Raw genomic sequence first — 15,673 nt, 5'->3', positions numbered from 1 at the left:
GGTCAGACCTCCGGCCGCGGCGGCAGCTTCGGGCGGGAGCGGTCCGGGAGGGACTCGTACCCCGGGGGGCTCGCCGCCGGGGTCTCCTCCAGGAGGGCGAGGGCGACGTGGACGGCGTCGTCGAGCTGGGCGTGGCGGCCCTCCGCCCAGTCCAGGGGGGTGCGCAGGACCGCGAGGTCGGGCTCGACGCCGTGGTTCTCCAGGGACCAGCCGTACTCGGGGAACCAGGCCGCGTTCATCGGCACCGTGATCTGCGTGCCGTCCCCGAGCCGGTGGCGGCCGGTCATGCCGACCACCCCGCCCCAGGTGCGCTGGCCGACGACCGGGCCGAGGCCCAGGAGCTTGAACGCGGCGGTGATCATGTCGCCGTCGGAGGAGGTGGCCTCGTCGGCGAGGGCGACCACGGGGCCGCGCGGCGCGTTCGAGGCGTAACTGACCGGCTGGGCGTTGCGCGTGAGGTCCCAGCCGAGGATCCGCCGGGTCAGCTTCTCGATGACGAGCTCGCTGATGTTGCCGCCCGCGTTGCCGCGCACGTCCACGATGAGGGCCGGCCGGGAGACCTCCATGCGCAGGTCCCGGTTGAACTGCGCCCAGCCGGAGCCGCCCATGTCCGGGATGTGGAGGTAGCCGCAGCGCCCGCCGCTCAGTTCGCGGACCACCGTCCGGCGCTTGGCGACCCAGTCCTGGTAGCGCAGCGGGCGCTCGTCGACGAGCGGGACGACGGCGACGCGCCGGGCGCGCCCCTCGCCCTCGGCGGGGGTGAAGGTCAGCTCGACGGTGGTGCCGCCGGTCCCGGAGAGCAGCGGGTACGGCCCGGTGACCGGGTCCACGGGCCGTCCGTCGACGTGGGTGAGGACGGCGCCCTCGCGGATGCCCGTACCGGCCAGCGGGGAGCGGGCCTTGGAGTCGGAGGACTCGCCGGGCAGGATCCGTTTCACCGTCCAACCCGCCTCGCGGGGAACGAGGTTGGCGCCGAGCAGGCCCATGGGCCGCTGGTAGTGCGGCGGGCCCTCGTTGCGGCGGGCCGGGGTGACGTACGCGTGCGAGGTGCCCAGCTCGCCCATCACCTCGCGCAGCAGGTCGGCGAACTCGTCGGGGGAGGAGACCCGTTCGACCAGCGGCCGGTACTGGTCCAGGATCGCCGTCCAGTCGACCCCGCCCATGCCGGGCTCCCAGAAGTAGGCGCGGACGATCCGCCCGGCCTCGTCGAAGGCCTGCCGCCACTCGGCGCCCGGGTCGACCTCGTGCAGGATGCGCCGCAGGTCCAGGTAGACGGTCGAGTCGCCGTCCCCCGCCTCGGTCGCGGGCACCGCCCGCAGCTCGCCCTCGTCCGCGACGACGAGCCGGGTGCCGTCGCCGCTGACCGCGAACCAGTCCAGGTCGGAGGCGAGTTCGCTCTTGCGGGCCTTGGTGATGGAGAAGTGCTCCAGGGTGGGGCGGCCCGAGGTGTCGGCCGGGTTGGCGAAGGTCTCGCCGAGCGCGCCCGAGATGGGCCAGCGCAGCCAGACCAGGCCGCCGCCGCTGACCGGGTGCAGCGCGGAGTACTTGGAGGCGGCCACCGGGAAGGGCGTGACCCGCTCGGCGAGGCCCTCGATCTCCACCGTCACCGTGCCCTCCGCCGGAGCCGTGTCCTCGTCGGCCGGGTCCAGGCCGCCGGCCGCCGGGCGCCCGTCCGGGAGCAGCGCGAAGGGGGACGGGGTCGCGGAGGAGAGAGGTACGAGGTAGGGGCGGCAGCCCAGCGGGAACGACAGGTCGCCGGTGTGCACGTCGTACACCGGGTCGAAGCCGCGCCAGGAGAGGAAGGCGAGGTAGCGCCCGTCCCGGGTGAAGACCGGGTTCTCGTCCTCGAAGCGCCCGTTGGTGACGTCCACGACCGTGCGGGCGCCGGGGCCCGAGATCCGGGCCATCTTGATCGAGCGCAGGGAGCGGCCGATGCCGGGGTGGGACCAGGTCAGCCAGTCGCCGTCGGGGGAGAAGGCGAGGTCGCGGACGGGCCCGTTGACGGACCGGATCAGCTCGGTGACCTCGCCGTCGGACTCCTCGCTCGCGTCGAGCAGGAGGAGCCGGCCGTCGTGGGAGGCGAGGGCGAGCCGCTCGCCGTCCGGGTCGGAGACCAGCTCCTCGACCCGCCCGAGGCCCCCGGAGGCGAGCCGGCGCGGCGGCCGGTCACCGCTGGCGCGCGGCAGGTGGGCGACCTCGACGGCGTCCTCGCCGTCGGCGTCGGTCACGTACGCGACCTGGCCGCCGCTGCCGAGCATCTCGGGCAGCCGGACCCGGACGCCGGGGGAGTCGGTGATCGTGCGGGCCGGTCCGTCGCGGTGCGTCAGCCAGTACAGGCTGCCCCGGACGGAGACGGCGCTGGCCCGGCCGGTCTCGTCCACGGAGAGGGAGTCGATGTGGTGGGCGGCGGGCACCTGGTAGCTCCGCCGGCCGACGCGCTGGCCGCCGAGCCGCACCTCCAGGCGGCGGGGGCGGGAGTCGGGCGTGAGGTCGTCGACGGTCCACAGCTCGCCCGCGCACTGGTAGACGACCCGCCGCCCGTCGCTGGAGGCGTGCCGGGCGTAGAAGTCGTCGTGGTCGGTGTGGCGGCGCAGGTCGGTGCCGTCGGGCCGGCAGGAGTACAGGTTGCCGACGCCCTCGTGGTCGGAGAGGAACGCGATCCGGTCCCCCACGGCCATCGGGCAGTCCAGGTGCCCGCCGAGGCCGGCCAGCAGCCGCCTGCCGTGCAGCCAGAGGCGGCCGGTGGCGCCGCCCAGGTACCGCTTCCAGGAGGCGGGCTCGTGCGGGGGCTTCCCGGTCAGGAGCAGCGTGCACCGCTCGGCCTCGTTGTCGGGGGCGACCAGTTCCTCGGTGACCGCGATGTCGGAGACCGGGCCCCAGGGCAGCCGGCGGCCCGGGGTGCCGTCGGTGGGGACGGTGTAGGCCCAGGAGTAGTACGAGAAGGGCTGCCCGTGCGAGGAGACGGCGAGGATGTCGGAGCGGCCGTCCTTGTCGGGGGGCGTCCAGCCGCAGACCCGGGTGTCGGTGGACCCCCAGTAGGTGAGCCGCCGGGCGGTCCCGCCGTCGACCGGGACGAGGTGGATCTCGGGGTCCAGGCTGCGCCAGTTCGTGTACGCGATGTGGCGCCCGTCCGGCGAGAAGCGCGGGTGCCCGACCCGGGTCCGGTCGACGGTGAGCCGCCAGGCCCGGCCGGGGCGCCGGCCCTCGGCCGGGAGCGGGGCGACCCAGAGGTCGTCCTCGGCGACGAAGCACAGCAGGTCGTCGTGGAGGTGCGGGAAACGGAGATACGCGACGTCGTCACTCACCATCCCATGCTTTCGAGGTGGCGGGGGCGTGGCAACTCGTACGTGTATGCGGGCGTCTTCGGGTATGCGGGCCAAGGGGGGCGGATGTGGTTCAGAACACGTACGAAACGGTTTCGTTTCGCTGGGGGCGGGGGTACCTTCGTACAGTACGAAACCGTTTCGTTCGCACTCCGTCGACGCACCGGGTAGGAGACACGGCATGGCACGCAGCAGACTCACTCCCGAGCGGGAGTCCGAGCTGTACGCGGCCGTGCTCGACCTCCTGCGCGAGGTCGGCTACGACGCCCTCACCATGGACGCCGTCGCCGCCCGCACCCACTCCAGCAAGGCCACCCTCTACCGCCAGTGGGGGAGCAAGCCCGAGCTGGTCGCCCGGGCGCTGCGCGCCAACAAGCCGGCCGACCTCTCCGAGATCGACACCGGCTCCCTGCGCGGTGACTTCCGGATCATGCTCGAACGGACCGACGACTGCCAGATGGAGAAGGACTCCGCGCTGATGCGGGGTCTGGCCCATGCCGTCCACGACAACCCCGACCTGCACCGGGCGCTGCGCGAGCTGCTCATCGAACCCGAGATGAACGGCTTCCAGGAAGTGCTGCGCCGAGCGGTCCGCAGGGGCGAGGTCGACGCCGACAACCCGGCGCTGAAGCTCGTCCCGCACATGCTGATCGGCGCGTTCGTCGCCCGCCCGCTGATCGAGGATCAGCCGGTCGACCACGCGTTCCTCAGCGCCTACGTCGACGCCGTCGTGCTCCCCTCACTCGGCGTCTGAGCCCCACGGGACCCACGGGTCCCGCCGCAGGACCCGCACCACCCCTCTCCACCTGACGTCGCGCCGCTCACGCCGTCGGGCCGGCTCCCCATGCCCTTGTCCCTCAACACCGGGAGTACGCCCCCGTGGCCACGTTCCTGTACAAGCTGGGCCGTTCCGCCTTCCGGCGCCGACGGCTCGTCGCCCTCCTCTGGGTGGCGCTCCTCGCGCTCGCCGGCGTCGGCGCCGCGACCGCGCCCGCCGCCACCTCCAGCTCCTTCTCGATACCCGGCACCGAGGCCCAGCGCGCCTTCGACCTGCTCGAAGAGCGCTTCCCGGGTGCCGGGGCCGACGGGGCCACCGCCCGCGTCGTCTTCAAGGCCCCCGAGGGCCAGAAGGTGACCGACGCGGCGCACAAGGCCGTCGTCGAGGAGACCGTCGCCGCGCTGAAGTCCGGCTCGGACCAGATCGTCTCGGTCGCCGACCCGTACACCGCCCGGGCCGTCTCCCAGGACGGCTCCACCGCCTACGTCTCCGTCGCGTACAAGGTCAACGCCATGGAGCTGACCGACGGGACGCGCGAGGCCCTCAAGCAGGCCGGACACGAGGCGCAGGGCAAGGGCCTGACGGTCGAGGTCGGCGGCGACGCCCTCCAGACCATGCCCGAGACCGGCGCGGGCGAGATCGTCGGCGTGGTCATCGCCGGCATCGTGCTCGTCGTCACCTTCGGCTCGCTCGTCGCCGCCGGACTCCCGCTGCTCACCGCGATCATCGGCGTCGGCATCGGCGTCTCCTCGATCACGGCGCTCGCGAACGTCCTCGACCTCGGCTCCACCACCTCCACCCTCGCGATGATGATCGGCCTCGCGGTCGGCATCGACTACGCCCTCTTCATCGTCTCCCGCTACCGCGCGGAGCTGGCCGAGGGCCGGAGCAAGGAGGAGGCCGCGGGCCGTGCGACCGGCACGGCCGGCTCCGCCGTCGTCTTCGCCGGACTCACCGTCGTCATCGCCCTCGTCGGCCTGGCCGTCGTCAACATCCCGATGCTGACGAAGATGGGCTTCGCCGCCGCCGGCACGGTCGTCATCGCCGTCCTCATCGCGCTCACCCTGATCCCGGCCCTGCTCGGCTTCGCCGGCGACAGGGTCGTGGGCCGCAAGCAGCGCAAGGGCGCGGCAGCCGAGGGCGACAAGGGCGACAAGGGTGACAAGGGCGTCAAGGAGGAGAAGCCCAACGGCGGCACCCGCTGGGCCCGGTTCGTCATCCGCCGTCCCGTGTTCGTGCTCCTCGTCGGCGTCCTCGGCCTCGGCGCGATCGCGGTCCCCGCCGCCTCCCTGGAGATGGGCCTGCCGGACGACGGCGTCAAGCCGGTCTCCACCACCGAGCGCCGGGCGTACGACATGCTGTCCGACGGCTTCGGCCCCGGCTTCAACGGCCCGCTGCTCGTCGTCGTCGACGGCGACAAGGCCACCGCCGACGAGACGGTCTCCACGATCAAGAAGCTCGAAGGCTGGGCCGCCGTCACCCCGGCGACCCCGAACAAGGCCGGCGACGCCGCGATGATCACGGTGGTCCCGAAGGACCGCCCGTCCTCCGTCGCCACCGAGGACCTCGTCCACGACATCCGGAACGCCACCGGCGACGACGTCCTCGTCACCGGCGCCACCGCGATGAACATCGACTTCTCGCAGAAGATGAACGACGCCCTGGTGCCGTACCTGGCCCTCGTCGTCGGCCTCGCCTTCCTGCTCCTGACCCTGGTCTTCCGCTCGGTCCTCGTCCCCCTGAAGGCGGCCCTCGGCTTCCTGCTCTCGGTGGTCGCGGCCCTCGGCGCGGTCGTCGCGGTCTTCCAGTGGGGCTGGCTCGGCGGCCTCTTCGGGGTCGAGCAGACCGGCCCGATCATGTCGATGATGCCGATCTTCATGGTGGGCGTCGTGTTCGGCCTCGCGATGGACTACGAGGTGTTCCTCGTCACCCGGATGCGGGAGGCGTACGTGCACGGCGAGCGCCCCGGCGAGGCGATCGTGACCGGCTTCCGGCACAGCGCCCGGGTGGTCACCGCCGCCGCGGTGATCATGATCGCGGTCTTCTCCGGCTTCATCGGGATGACCGACCAGATGATCAAGATGATCGGCTTCGGCCTGGCCGTCGCGGTCCTCTTCGACGCCTTCGTGGTCCGCATGGCGATCGTCCCGGCCGTCCTGGCGCTGCTCGGCCACAAGGCCTGGTGGCTGCCGAAGTGGCTGGACCGGGCGCTGCCCAACGTGGACGTGGAGGGCGAGGGACTCGCCCGGCACGCCGGGGAGACTGGCGCGGAGGCGAAGCCTGACCTCGTGAAGGCCTGACCTCGTGAAGGCCTGACGTCTCCGGGCGTACGCCCGGCGCCTTCAGCCGTACGCCCGACGCCGTCGGCGCGCCGTCTCAGCGGTGCGCCGACGGCGTCCGCGCGTCCGGGGCGGCGGAGGCGGCGGGACCGCCCGCGTGGCCCGAGGAGTACGTGTGGCGCAGGAAGCGCACCAGGGCGGCGGTGTCGAACTGGACGACCTCCACCCCCTCCTCCGTGTGGAACTCGACCACCGTCTGCACCCGGCCGCAGGGCCAGACGCCGATGTCGCCGCGCCGGGTCGGGTTCCGCAGGCCCTTCTCCAGGAGGGCGCGCGGGAAGGACCACTCGACGGCGCCGGGGAAGACGAAGCGGACGGTCGCGGGGGAGTGGCCGGGGTCGTAGCGCAGGGCCACCGGGACGGGTCGGGAGAGCGGGGCGTCGCTGATGATCCGACCCTTGGCACGGTCGTCGACGGCGTGGGCGGGTGCGGTGGCCATCAGTGGCTCCTGACTTTTTGTCCTCTTATAAGCCAATGTGGCACTTCTTCCCCGTGATCGCACGGCTCATGCGGGGGAAGCCGCGGCCATGATGTGACCCGTGCGCTCTTGCAACTCCTTCGCAGGAGCGCCCATCATTCCGACGTGCACGTACCTGACGGATTCATCAACGCCCCCGTATCGGCCGTCGCCGGTGTCGTCGCCGCCGGCGCCGTCGCCGTCAGCCTGCGCGGAGCCCGCCGCGAGCTGGACGAGAAGACGGCGCCGCTCGCCGGCCTCGTCGCGGCCTTCATCTTCGCCGTCCAGATGCTGAACTTCCCGGTCGCCGCCGGGACCAGCGGACACCTCCTCGGCGGCGCGCTCGCCGCGATACTCGTCGGCCCCTGGACCGGCGTCCTCTGCATCGCGGTCGTCCTGCTCATGCAGGGCGTCCTCTTCGCGGACGGCGGCCTCACCGCCCTCGGCGTCAACATCACCGTCATGGGCGTCGTCACCGTCGTCGTGGCCTACGCGCTCTTCCGGGGCCTCGTCCTGGTCCTGCCGCGCACCCGCCGCTCGGTGACCGTCGCCTCCTTCGCCGCCGCGCTCGTCTCCGTACCGGCCGCGGCCGTCGCCTTCACGCTGATCTACGCGATCGGCGGCACCACCGACGTGCCCGTCGGCAAGGTCCTCACGGCCATGGTCGGCGTCCACGTCCTCATCGGGATCGGCGAGGCCGTCATCACCATGCTGACCGTCGGCGCGGTCGTGGCCGTCCGCCCCGACCTGGTGTACGGCGCGCGCGGCCTGACCGCCCCGCTCAAGCTCCGGGTGGACGGCGAGCTGGTCGACGCCGAGCCCGCGACCGCCCCCGTCCCGGTCTCCGCCGGCTCCCCGAGGAAGCTGTGGACCGCCGGCGTCGTCACCGCCCTCGTCCTCGCCGGCTTCGTCTCCTTCTACGCCTCCGCCAGCCCCGACGGCCTGGAGAAGGTCGCCGCCGACAAGGGCATCGACGCCAAGGCCGACCAGTACGAGCACGCCACCGCCGACTCCCCGCTCGCCGACTACGGCGTCAAGGACATCACCGACGCGCGCCTCTCCGGCGGTCTGGCCGGCGTCATCGGCGTGGGCGCGACCCTGGCCGTCGGCACCGGAGCCTTCTGGGTCGTGCGCCGCCGCCGCGCCGCCGTACCGGAAAGCGCCTGACGTGGGTGCGGGCCACGCCCACAAGCTCTACCGGCACGGACACTCGCCGGTCCACGGGCTGCCCCCGCACACCAAGCTCGTCGCCGTCCTCGGCTTCGTCGTGGTGGTCGTCTCGACGCCCCGCGAGGCCGTCTGGGCCTTCGCCGCGTACGCCGCGCTCCTCGCGGTCGTGGCGGCGAAGGCCCGGGTGCCGGCCGGCTTCCTGTGCAAGCGGCTGCTCGTCGAGGTGCCGTTCGTCGCGTTCGCGCTGCTCATGCCGTTCGTCGTGCCCGGCGAGCAGACGGAGGTGCTCGGGATCTCCCTGAGCGTCCCCGGCCTGTGGGGCGCCTGGAACGTCCTCGCCAAGGGCACCCTCGGCGTCGCCGCCTCCGTGCTCCTGGCCGCCACCACCGAGCTGCGCTCCCTGCTCCTGGGCCTCCAGCGCCTGAAGCTGCCGCCGCTGCTCGTCCAGATCGCCTCCTTCATGATCCGGTACGGCGACGTCATCACCGACGAGATGCGCCGCATGTCCGTCGCCCGCCGCTCGCGCGGCTTCGAGGCGCGGGGCGTGCGCCACTGGGGCGTCCTCGCCAAGTCCGCGGGCGCGCTCTTCATCCGCTCGTACGAGCGCGGGGAGCGGGTCCACCTGGCCATGGTCAGCCGCGGCTACACCGGCACCATCCCGGTCCTCGACGAGGTGACCGCCACCCGCGCCCAGTGGGCGCACGCCGCGGCGCTGCCGCTGACCGCCCTCCTGATCCGCCTCCTGGGATGGACCTTCCGATGACCCCTCCGCCCTCCCTCGACGTCCGCGGCCTCGCCTACGCCTACCCCGACGGCCACCAGGCCCTCTTCGGGGTGAACCTGACCGTCGGGCGCGGCGAGCGGGTCGCCCTGCTCGGCCCCAACGGCGCCGGCAAGACCACCCTCGTCCTGCACCTCAACGGCATCCTCACCGGCGGCGCGGGCACCGTCACCGTCGCCGGGCTCCCGGTCGGCAGGAAGCACATGGCCGAGGTCCGCCGCAAGGTCGGCATCGTCTTCCAGGACCCCGACGACCAGCTCTTCATGCCGACCGTCCGCGAGGACGTGGCCTTCGGCCCGGCCGCCGCCGGACTGCGCGGGGCCGAGCTCGACGCCGTGGTGCGCCGCGCCCTGGAGCGGGTCGGGATGGCCGAGTACGCCGACCGGCCGCCGCACCACCTCTCCTTCGGGCAGCGCCGCCGGGTGGCCGTGGCGACCGTCCTCGCCATGGAGCCGGAGATCCTCGTCCTCGACGAGCCGTCCTCCAACCTGGACCCGGCCTCGCGCCGCGAGCTCGCGGACGTCCTGCGCTCCCTGGACGTCACCGTCCTGATGGTCACCCACGACCTGCCGTACGCCCTGGAGCTCTGCCCGCGCGCGGTGGTGCTCAGCGAGGGCGTCATCGCCGCCGACGGGCGGACCGGTGAACTCCTCGCGGACGAGGAGCTGATGGCCCGGCACCGCCTGGAGCTGCCGTTCGGCTTCGTGCCGCAGTCGGTGGCCTGAGCGCTTGCCCTCCGGTGCTCCGCGACCCCCGGAATCGGCCCTCCACGTGCCGCGTTGCACCATGGAGGGTCGGAACGCGGAGAGACACGGAGAGACGAGGAGCGGGAACGTGGACGTCCGGGGCACGGTGGCGGCGGGCTGGGAGCCCGTCCGGGACGCGTTCCTGCGCAACTTCGAGCAGCGCGGCGAGCGCGGGGCGGCCGTCGCCGTCCACCGGGACGGCGTGAAGGTCGTCGACCTGTGGGCGGGCGCCCGGGACGTTGACGGCGAGGACGTCGACGGCGAGGACGTCGGCGGCGGGGCGCCCTGGACCGGGGAGACCGCCCAGGTCGTCCGCTCGGCCACCAAGGGCGTCGCCGCCGCCGTGCCCCTGCTGCTCCACCAGCGCGGCCTGCTCGACCTGGACGCCCCCGTCGCCACGTACTGGCCCGAGTTCAAGGCGGCCGGCAAGGACCGCGCGACCGTACGGGACCTCCTCGCGCACCGGGCCGGTGTGCCCGTCCTCGACCGGCCGCTCACCCTCGCCGAGGCCGTAGACCTGCCGACGGCGACCGCCGCCGTCGCCGCCCAGGCCCCCGTCTGGGAGCCCGGCACCGCCCACGGCTACCACGCCCACACCTTCAGCTGGCTGCTCTCCGGCCTCGTCCACCGCGTCACCGGCCGGACCGTCGGCCGCTGGGTGGCGGAGGAGATCGCCGACCCGCTCGGCCTCGACCTGTGGATCGGGCTCCCGGACGCGGAGGCCCACCGGGTCGGCCGCATCGGCCCCGTCGAGGAGGTCGAACCGGCCGGGAGCGGCGCGCTCCGGCTCCGCCCCAAGCGCGCGGTCACCGAGGCGTACCGGGACCCGGACTCCCTCACCCGCCGGGCCTTCGGCGTCATCGATCCGGCGCCCGACGAGAACGACCCCGTCTACCGGGCCGCCGAACTCCCGGGCTCGGCCGGCGTCGCCACCGCCCGCGCGCTCTCCCGCTTCTACGCCGCCACCCTCGGCCCCGTCGACGGCGCCGAGCGCCTCTTCGCCCCGGCGACCCTCACCCTCGCCCGTACCGAGGAGTCCGCGGGCACGGACCGCGTCCTGCTCGTCGGCACCCGCTTCGGCCTCGGCCACATGCTGCACGGCCCGGCCTCGCCGCTCCTCGGCCCGTCGTCCTTCGGCCACCCGGGCCGCGGCGGCTCCCTCGGCTTCGCGGACCCCGACTCGGGCATCGCCTTCGGGTACGTCACCAACGGCATGCGGAAGACGGTCACGGCCGACCCGCGCGCCCAGGCCCTCGTCCGGGCGGTGGCGGCGGTGACGGCCTGACGCCTGTGCTTCCGGCCGGGGCTCAGGCCGCCGACGGCGTCAGCGCGAGCACCACCCCGAGACCCACGAGCACGGCGCCGATGGCCTTGTTGAGCACGGTCTGCCGCCGCAGCAGCCGGTCCCGCAGGCCCTGCCGGGAGAAGAGCAGCGCGGCGAGCGCGAACCACACCAGGTGCGCGAACGACATGAACAGGCCGTAGCCGATCTGCTGGGCCACGGGGGTGTCGGCGCTGACGACCTGGGTGTAGGTGCTCAGGACGAACAGCATCGTCTTCGGGTTGAGCGCGTTCGTCAGGAAGCCGGTGCGCAGCGCGCCGGCCTTCGACAGGCCCTCGCCGTCCGACAGGTCGACGTCCACCCGGGCCTTGGTGACGAAGGTCTTGTACCCGACGTAGACCAGGTACGCGGCGCCGATCAGCTTCATCGCCGTGAAGAGCGCCGGGCTCCGGGACACCAGGAGCCCGACGCCCAGCATGGTGTACGTGACGTGGACCAGGACGCCGAGGGCGATGCCGACGGCGGCGAGGACCCCGGCGGTCCGCCCGTACAGATAGCTGTTGCGGACGGTCATCGCGAAGTCCGCGCCGGGGCTGATGACGGCCAGGACGGTGATGACCGCCACGGCGACGAGCTGACCCATGTTCCCGACGTCCCCCTCCGCTGGTCCGGGCCGGGAGGGCGGGGATCCGCGCCGGGCACCGGGGCTTGCGACAGTAGGTGATCACCGGAGCGGTGCGCGAGGGGTCTTTCCGCCACGGACCCGCGTTCTCCGGCCCGTTGCGCGGGTGTTCCCCCTGGTGCGGGCGGCGGACCGGGTGTTGTGATCACTCCATGGAACACAAGGAGCGTACGGAACACACGGAACACACGGATCGCATGGATCTCGGGAAGAGACTCGACGGGTACGGGGTGCTGATCACGGGCGCGGCGCGCGGCATCGGCGCGGCCACCGCGCGGCGCCTCGCGGCGGAGGGCGCGCGGGTCCTCGTCACGGACGTGGACGGGGAGGCGGCCCGCGCGACGGCGGCGGAGCTGCCGGGGGCGGAGTCCGTACGCTGCGACGTGTCCGACCAAGGCTCGGTGGACGCGGCCGTGGCGTACGCGGTGGAGGCCTTCGGCGGCCTCGACGTCCTCGTGAACAACGCGCTCGGGCCCGTGGCTCCCGACCGGGACCGCTTCGAGGACGAGCCGGACGAGGGCTGGGCCGTCCAGCACGAGGTCACGTTCATGGGGGCCGTGCGCTGCGCGCGGGCGGCGCTGCCGCACCTGGCGGCTGCGGGCGGGCGCGGGGCGATCGTCACCATCGGCTCGGTCAACGCGGAGGCGGACTTCGGCAACCACGCGTACAGCGCCGCCAAGGCCGGTCTCGCCTCCCTCACCCGCACGCTGGCGGGGGACGCGGCGGCGCGCGGGGTCCGGGTCAACCAGATCAACCCGGGCACGATCGCGACCAGGGCCTGGGAGGGCAGGGAGGAGGGGCTCGCGGCCCTCGCCGAGCGGGTCTACCCCCTGGGCCGCGTCGGCACCCCCGACGACATCGCCGCCGCCGTGGCCTTCCTCGCCTCCCCGGACGCCTCCTGGATCACCGGCACGGTCCTCCGCGTCGACGGCGGACTCCTCGCGGTGAACCGGCACTTCAGGGAGGTGCTGGGCGACTGAGGCGCGCCGCCCCGCGCCGGGGGCGAACGGGCCCGTGTGAAATCGCTCCGACCGAGCAGGCGAAGGAGAAGGGAAGTCAAGGGAGACGGACGGAGAGAGGACGCGATGAGCACCATCCAACGACCGGCCCACGGCGGCACCGCCGACGCGTCGGTGGGCGAGCTCGTCTCACGGGCGTCGCAGCAGATCTCGGAGCTGGTCCGCGACGAGATGCGGCTCGCCCGGGCGGAGATGACCGAGAAGGGCAAGCGCTACGGCGTGGGCGGCGGCCTGTTCGGCGGCGCCGGCCTGGTCGGCGTCCTGGCCGCACAGGCCCTCGTCGTCGCCGTGATCGCGGCCCTCGCCCTGGTCCTCCCGGTCTGGGCCTCGGCCCTGATCGTCGCCGTGCTGCTCGCGGCGGGCGCGGCGGGCATGGCCGCGGCCGGGAAGAAGCAGATCGACGAGGCGGGCGCGCCGACCCCGGAGCAGACGATCGACAACGTCAAGGCCGACGTGGCCGAGATCAAGGAGAGGGCCCACCGATGAACCACCAGCCGCAGCGTGACAAGACCGCGAACGACCTCGGGGAACTGCGCGAGCAGGCCGAGCACACCCGCGACGAACTGGGCCGTACGGTCGAGGCGTTGGCGGCCAAGGCCGACGTCAAGGCGCAGGCCGGGGAGAAAGTGGCCGCGGCGCGGGAGAAGGCCGTGGTCGCGACGGAGAAGGCCAAGGTGAAGGCGGCGGTCGCCACGGACCTGGTGAAGGAGAAGGCCGCGGTCGCCACCGACCTGGTCAAGGAGAAGGCGGCGGTGGCGTCCGAGAAGGCCAAGGTGACGGCGGCGGTGGCGTCCGAGAAGGCCAAGGAGAAGGCCGCGGTCGCGTCCGACCTGGTCCAGGAGAAGACCCCCGACCCGGTCCTGGAGAAGGCCGGAGCGGTCGCGGACAAGGCGAAGGCCAACCGCACCCCGCTGCTCGCCGGGATCGCCGCCCTGGCCGCCTTCCTGCTCCTGCACCGGACCCGCCGGAACCGCCGCGGACGCCGCTGAGGGTCACCGGAACGGCCGACGCCACCGCCCCGGGGGGATACCTCCCGGGGCCCGGGGCACACGGGATCCATGCACGGACACCATGCGCGCCCCAGCAGCAGCACTCTGTTCGGCTCGTCCCCCGCCCCGTCGCCCGACCGGACCGCGGGCAGGCACTCGCGACCGGGCAGGATCGCCACCCGCCTCCGCCGCCGGTTCCTGGTGTACGGGGCGGTGGAGTTCCTGTCCACGCACGTCCCGGACGACCCGGGCCCCGGCGAGGAGTGCCTGCTCCTGGTCCACGCCCGCCAGGTCGTCGGGGAGATCCACTACCGGATGTGCGCCCGGTGCGCCCGGGGCGTCATCACCGACGTCACGCTCGACGAGCGCTTCCACGGCAGCGGCCTGGGCACCCGGGCCCTCTCCCACCTGCGCGCCCGCCACCCGGGCACCGCCTGGCACAGCACCCTGACCCTCCGCGCCACCCGCGACCTCCTGCGCCGCATGCGCATCCCGACGACGGCCCCGGGCCCGCTCTGCGCCCACGCCGGGTGATGGCCGGCCCGCTCACCCGGGCACGAGCCGCCCGGTGAACCCCGCGTCCCGAAGGCGCTCGTAGGCGGCGACCACGGTTCCGGGGATCTCCTGCTCGATCATGAACCCCCGCGCCGGATAGACGGTCAACCGCTGTACGGCTCCCACGAGCATGTCGAGGACGAGCCGGGCGTCCCCGATGGACTCGACGTACTCGTCGAGCGCCAGGGGAGCGGACGCGCTGACGACCTCCACCTCCGGCCAGAGCCGCCGGGCGGTGGCGTACGCCCGCCGCTCCTCGTACGGCTTGCTGACGAGCAGCACGGACGACACGTCCACCCCGTGCTCCGCGAGCAGTTCCCGCGAGAACCGGATGTTCTCCCCGGTGTTCCGCGCCCGCGTCTCCACGAGCACGACCTCCCTCGGCACCCCGCTCTCCAGCGCCCGCTCCCGGTAGTGCACGGCCTCGCCGCGCGGCATCCGGTCCCGGGTGGTCGGGCTGCTGGCCCCGGTGAACACGATCAACGGCGCCATGCCCCGCCGGTACAGCTCCACCGTCACGTCGGCCACCCCGAGGTCGTGACTCCCGAGCCCGACGGCCACGGAACAGGGGCGCGGCTCGTGGCCCATCCGCTGGAAGTCCCAGAGGAGTTGTGCGTCGGCCCGGTTGTGCTCGGGGATCACGGCATCTCCTCCCGGGCGCTGTCGGGGACCTTGAACTCGTAGGACCAGGCGAACCGCGTGGCCGCGTGGACGCCGACGGCGAACTCCACGACGGTGCCGTCCGCCGTGTACGTGGTCCGGTGCAGCTCCACGACCCACTCGCCCGGAGCCAGCCGCAACTGCGCGGCCTCCTCGGGCGTGGCCGCCCGCGCGTGCAGTTCCTCGCGCATGTGGTCGATCTCGTACCCCGCGTCGTAGAGCACGCGGAAGCCGCCGCCGCGTCCGGCGGGCCCGGGAGCCGGATCGACGAGCCGGGTCCCCTCGACGTGCTCGGGACGGTAGTAGCTGGTCAGCGTGTGCGTCGGCCGGCCGTCCTCCTTGACCAGGCGTGCCCTCGCGTAGACGTCCGCCCCCTCGGGCACGCCGAGCGCGGAAGCGACGGCCTCGGACGCCGTCGTACGGCTGACGGTCTGGGTCTGCTCTCCGCGTCGGTACGCACGTCCCGAGGCGACCCGGTCGGCGATGAACGCCACCTCGTCGCCGTCGCGCCACTTGGCCTTGTCGTACCGGGCGATGCCCAGCCGCTTCAACGGCGCCTGATGGCGTACGACGGTGCCGTGCCCCCGAGAGGACGTGACGAGGCCCTCGGCCTCCAGGGCCTTGTAGGCCGCGTGGACGGTGGACTTCGACCCCTCGCCGGCCTCCACCAAGTCCCGGATGTGGGGAAGCCGCTGACCGGCGGCGTACTCGCCGCTCCTGATGCGCTCGGCCAGTCTGTCCGCCAGTTCCCGCCACTTGGGTGTCACCCCAGCTCCTTTCAACACCTCAGTCAACCACAGTCCCAGGACTGTTGACAGTCTCGGGACTGTGCGTCACTGTTGCCTCCATGTTCCGTAGTCCCAGGGCAATGAATAACTGAGATGCGGAACGA

The 15,673-nt window shown here is 73.3% G+C and carries 15 protein-coding genes; 10 read left to right on the top strand and 5 right to left on the bottom strand.

What is annotated here, in order from left to right; genetic code table 11:
- Positions 1 to 2 precede the first annotated feature (2 nt).
- Positions 3 to 3,305 (bottom strand): S41 family peptidase, encoded by a 3,303-nt coding sequence (locus ACIP5O_RS19760; protein ID WP_401294949.1) that lies wholly within the window; start codon positions 3,303 to 3,305, stop codon positions 3 to 5.
- A gap of 199 nt (positions 3,306 to 3,504) precedes the next feature.
- Between ACIP5O_RS19760 and ACIP5O_RS19755 the strand changes: the two genes are divergently transcribed.
- Entirely contained in the window at positions 3,505 to 4,077 is a 573-nt protein-coding gene (locus tag ACIP5O_RS19755) for a TetR/AcrR family transcriptional regulator (RefSeq protein WP_365545116.1), read from the top strand.
- A gap of 125 nt (positions 4,078 to 4,202) precedes the next feature.
- The gene (locus ACIP5O_RS19750) at positions 4,203 to 6,401 is read left to right on the top strand and encodes an MMPL family transporter (protein WP_401294947.1); all 2,199 of its coding nucleotides are present in this window, start codon (positions 4,203 to 4,205) and stop codon (positions 6,399 to 6,401) included.
- Between the two features lie 76 nt (positions 6,402 to 6,477).
- On the opposite strand, the gene ACIP5O_RS19745 is transcribed toward ACIP5O_RS19750, so the two are convergent.
- On the bottom strand, positions 6,478 to 6,879 hold the full coding sequence (locus ACIP5O_RS19745; RefSeq protein ID WP_401294945.1) for an SsgA family sporulation/cell division regulator: 402 nt from the start codon (positions 6,877 to 6,879) through the stop codon (positions 6,478 to 6,480).
- Between the two features lie 144 nt (positions 6,880 to 7,023).
- Here ACIP5O_RS19745 and ACIP5O_RS19740 point away from each other — a divergent pair, with 144 nt between their 5' ends.
- From ACIP5O_RS19740 to ACIP5O_RS19725, 4 genes are all read left to right on the top strand, one after another.
- Positions 7,024 to 8,064 carry an energy-coupling factor ABC transporter permease gene (locus ACIP5O_RS19740; RefSeq protein ID WP_401294943.1) on the top strand — a complete coding sequence of 347 codons (1,041 nt, stop codon included), beginning with the start codon at positions 7,024 to 7,026 and terminating at the stop codon, positions 8,062 to 8,064.
- 1 nt (position 8,065) lies between these two features.
- Positions 8,066 to 8,830 carry a cobalt ECF transporter T component CbiQ gene (cbiQ, locus tag ACIP5O_RS19735; protein WP_401294941.1) on the top strand — a complete coding sequence of 255 codons (765 nt, stop codon included), beginning with the start codon at positions 8,066 to 8,068 and terminating at the stop codon, positions 8,828 to 8,830.
- Positions 8,827 to 9,573, top strand: coding sequence for an energy-coupling factor ABC transporter ATP-binding protein (locus tag ACIP5O_RS19730; protein WP_125660028.1), 747 nt, complete (start codon positions 8,827 to 8,829; stop codon positions 9,571 to 9,573). Before cbiQ ends, ACIP5O_RS19730 begins: the two co-directional genes overlap by 4 nt.
- Before the next feature lie 61 nt (positions 9,574 to 9,634).
- Entirely contained in the window at positions 9,635 to 10,879 is a 1,245-nt protein-coding gene (locus ACIP5O_RS19725; protein WP_401294938.1) for a serine hydrolase domain-containing protein, read from the top strand.
- 22 nt (positions 10,880 to 10,901) lie between these two features.
- Here ACIP5O_RS19725 and ACIP5O_RS19720 read toward each other — a convergent pair whose 3' ends face one another.
- Positions 10,902 to 11,519 carry a LysE family translocator gene (locus ACIP5O_RS19720; protein ID WP_401294936.1) on the bottom strand — a complete coding sequence of 206 codons (618 nt, stop codon included), beginning with the start codon at positions 11,517 to 11,519 and terminating at the stop codon, positions 10,902 to 10,904.
- Between the two features lie 236 nt (positions 11,520 to 11,755).
- Between ACIP5O_RS19720 and ACIP5O_RS19715 the strand changes: the two genes are divergently transcribed.
- The 4 genes from ACIP5O_RS19715 (at position 11,756) to ACIP5O_RS19700 (ending at position 14,100) form a co-directional block, all read left to right on the top strand.
- Entirely contained in the window at positions 11,756 to 12,538 is a 783-nt protein-coding gene (locus tag ACIP5O_RS19715) for an SDR family NAD(P)-dependent oxidoreductase (RefSeq protein WP_401294934.1), read from the top strand.
- Between the two features lie 105 nt (positions 12,539 to 12,643).
- Complete coding sequence (locus ACIP5O_RS19710; RefSeq protein WP_401294932.1) at positions 12,644 to 13,063, top strand: phage holin family protein; 420 nt, start codon at positions 12,644 to 12,646, stop codon at positions 13,061 to 13,063.
- The gene (locus ACIP5O_RS19705; protein WP_401294930.1) at positions 13,060 to 13,566 is read left to right on the top strand and encodes a DUF3618 domain-containing protein; all 507 of its coding nucleotides are present in this window, start codon (positions 13,060 to 13,062) and stop codon (positions 13,564 to 13,566) included. Before ACIP5O_RS19710 ends, ACIP5O_RS19705 begins: the two co-directional genes overlap by 4 nt.
- Positions 13,567 to 13,635: 69 nt before the next feature.
- Complete coding sequence (locus ACIP5O_RS19700) at positions 13,636 to 14,100, top strand: hypothetical protein (RefSeq protein WP_401294928.1); 465 nt, start codon at positions 13,636 to 13,638, stop codon at positions 14,098 to 14,100.
- A 12-nt stretch (positions 14,101 to 14,112) separates the two neighbouring features.
- On the opposite strand, the gene ACIP5O_RS19695 is transcribed toward ACIP5O_RS19700, so the two are convergent.
- Together ACIP5O_RS19695 and ACIP5O_RS19690 are read right to left on the bottom strand one after the other, a co-directional pair.
- A complete protein-coding gene (locus ACIP5O_RS19695) occupies positions 14,113 to 14,709 on the bottom strand; it encodes a YdcF family protein (protein ID WP_401295241.1) in 597 nt (198 codons plus the stop codon).
- 50 nt (positions 14,710 to 14,759) lie between these two features.
- The gene (locus ACIP5O_RS19690) at positions 14,760 to 15,548 is read right to left on the bottom strand and encodes a GntR family transcriptional regulator (RefSeq protein WP_401294926.1); all 789 of its coding nucleotides are present in this window, start codon (positions 15,546 to 15,548) and stop codon (positions 14,760 to 14,762) included.
- Positions 15,549 to 15,673: the final 125 nt, after the last annotated feature.

It is taken from the genome of Streptomyces sp. NPDC088915 (genome assembly GCF_044749825.1).
In the GTDB taxonomy this organism is placed as follows: domain Bacteria; phylum Actinomycetota; class Actinomycetes; order Streptomycetales; family Streptomycetaceae; genus Streptomyces.
Note: the sequence above shows the minus strand (reverse complement) of the source record. Positions and strands in the feature narration are given on the sequence as shown.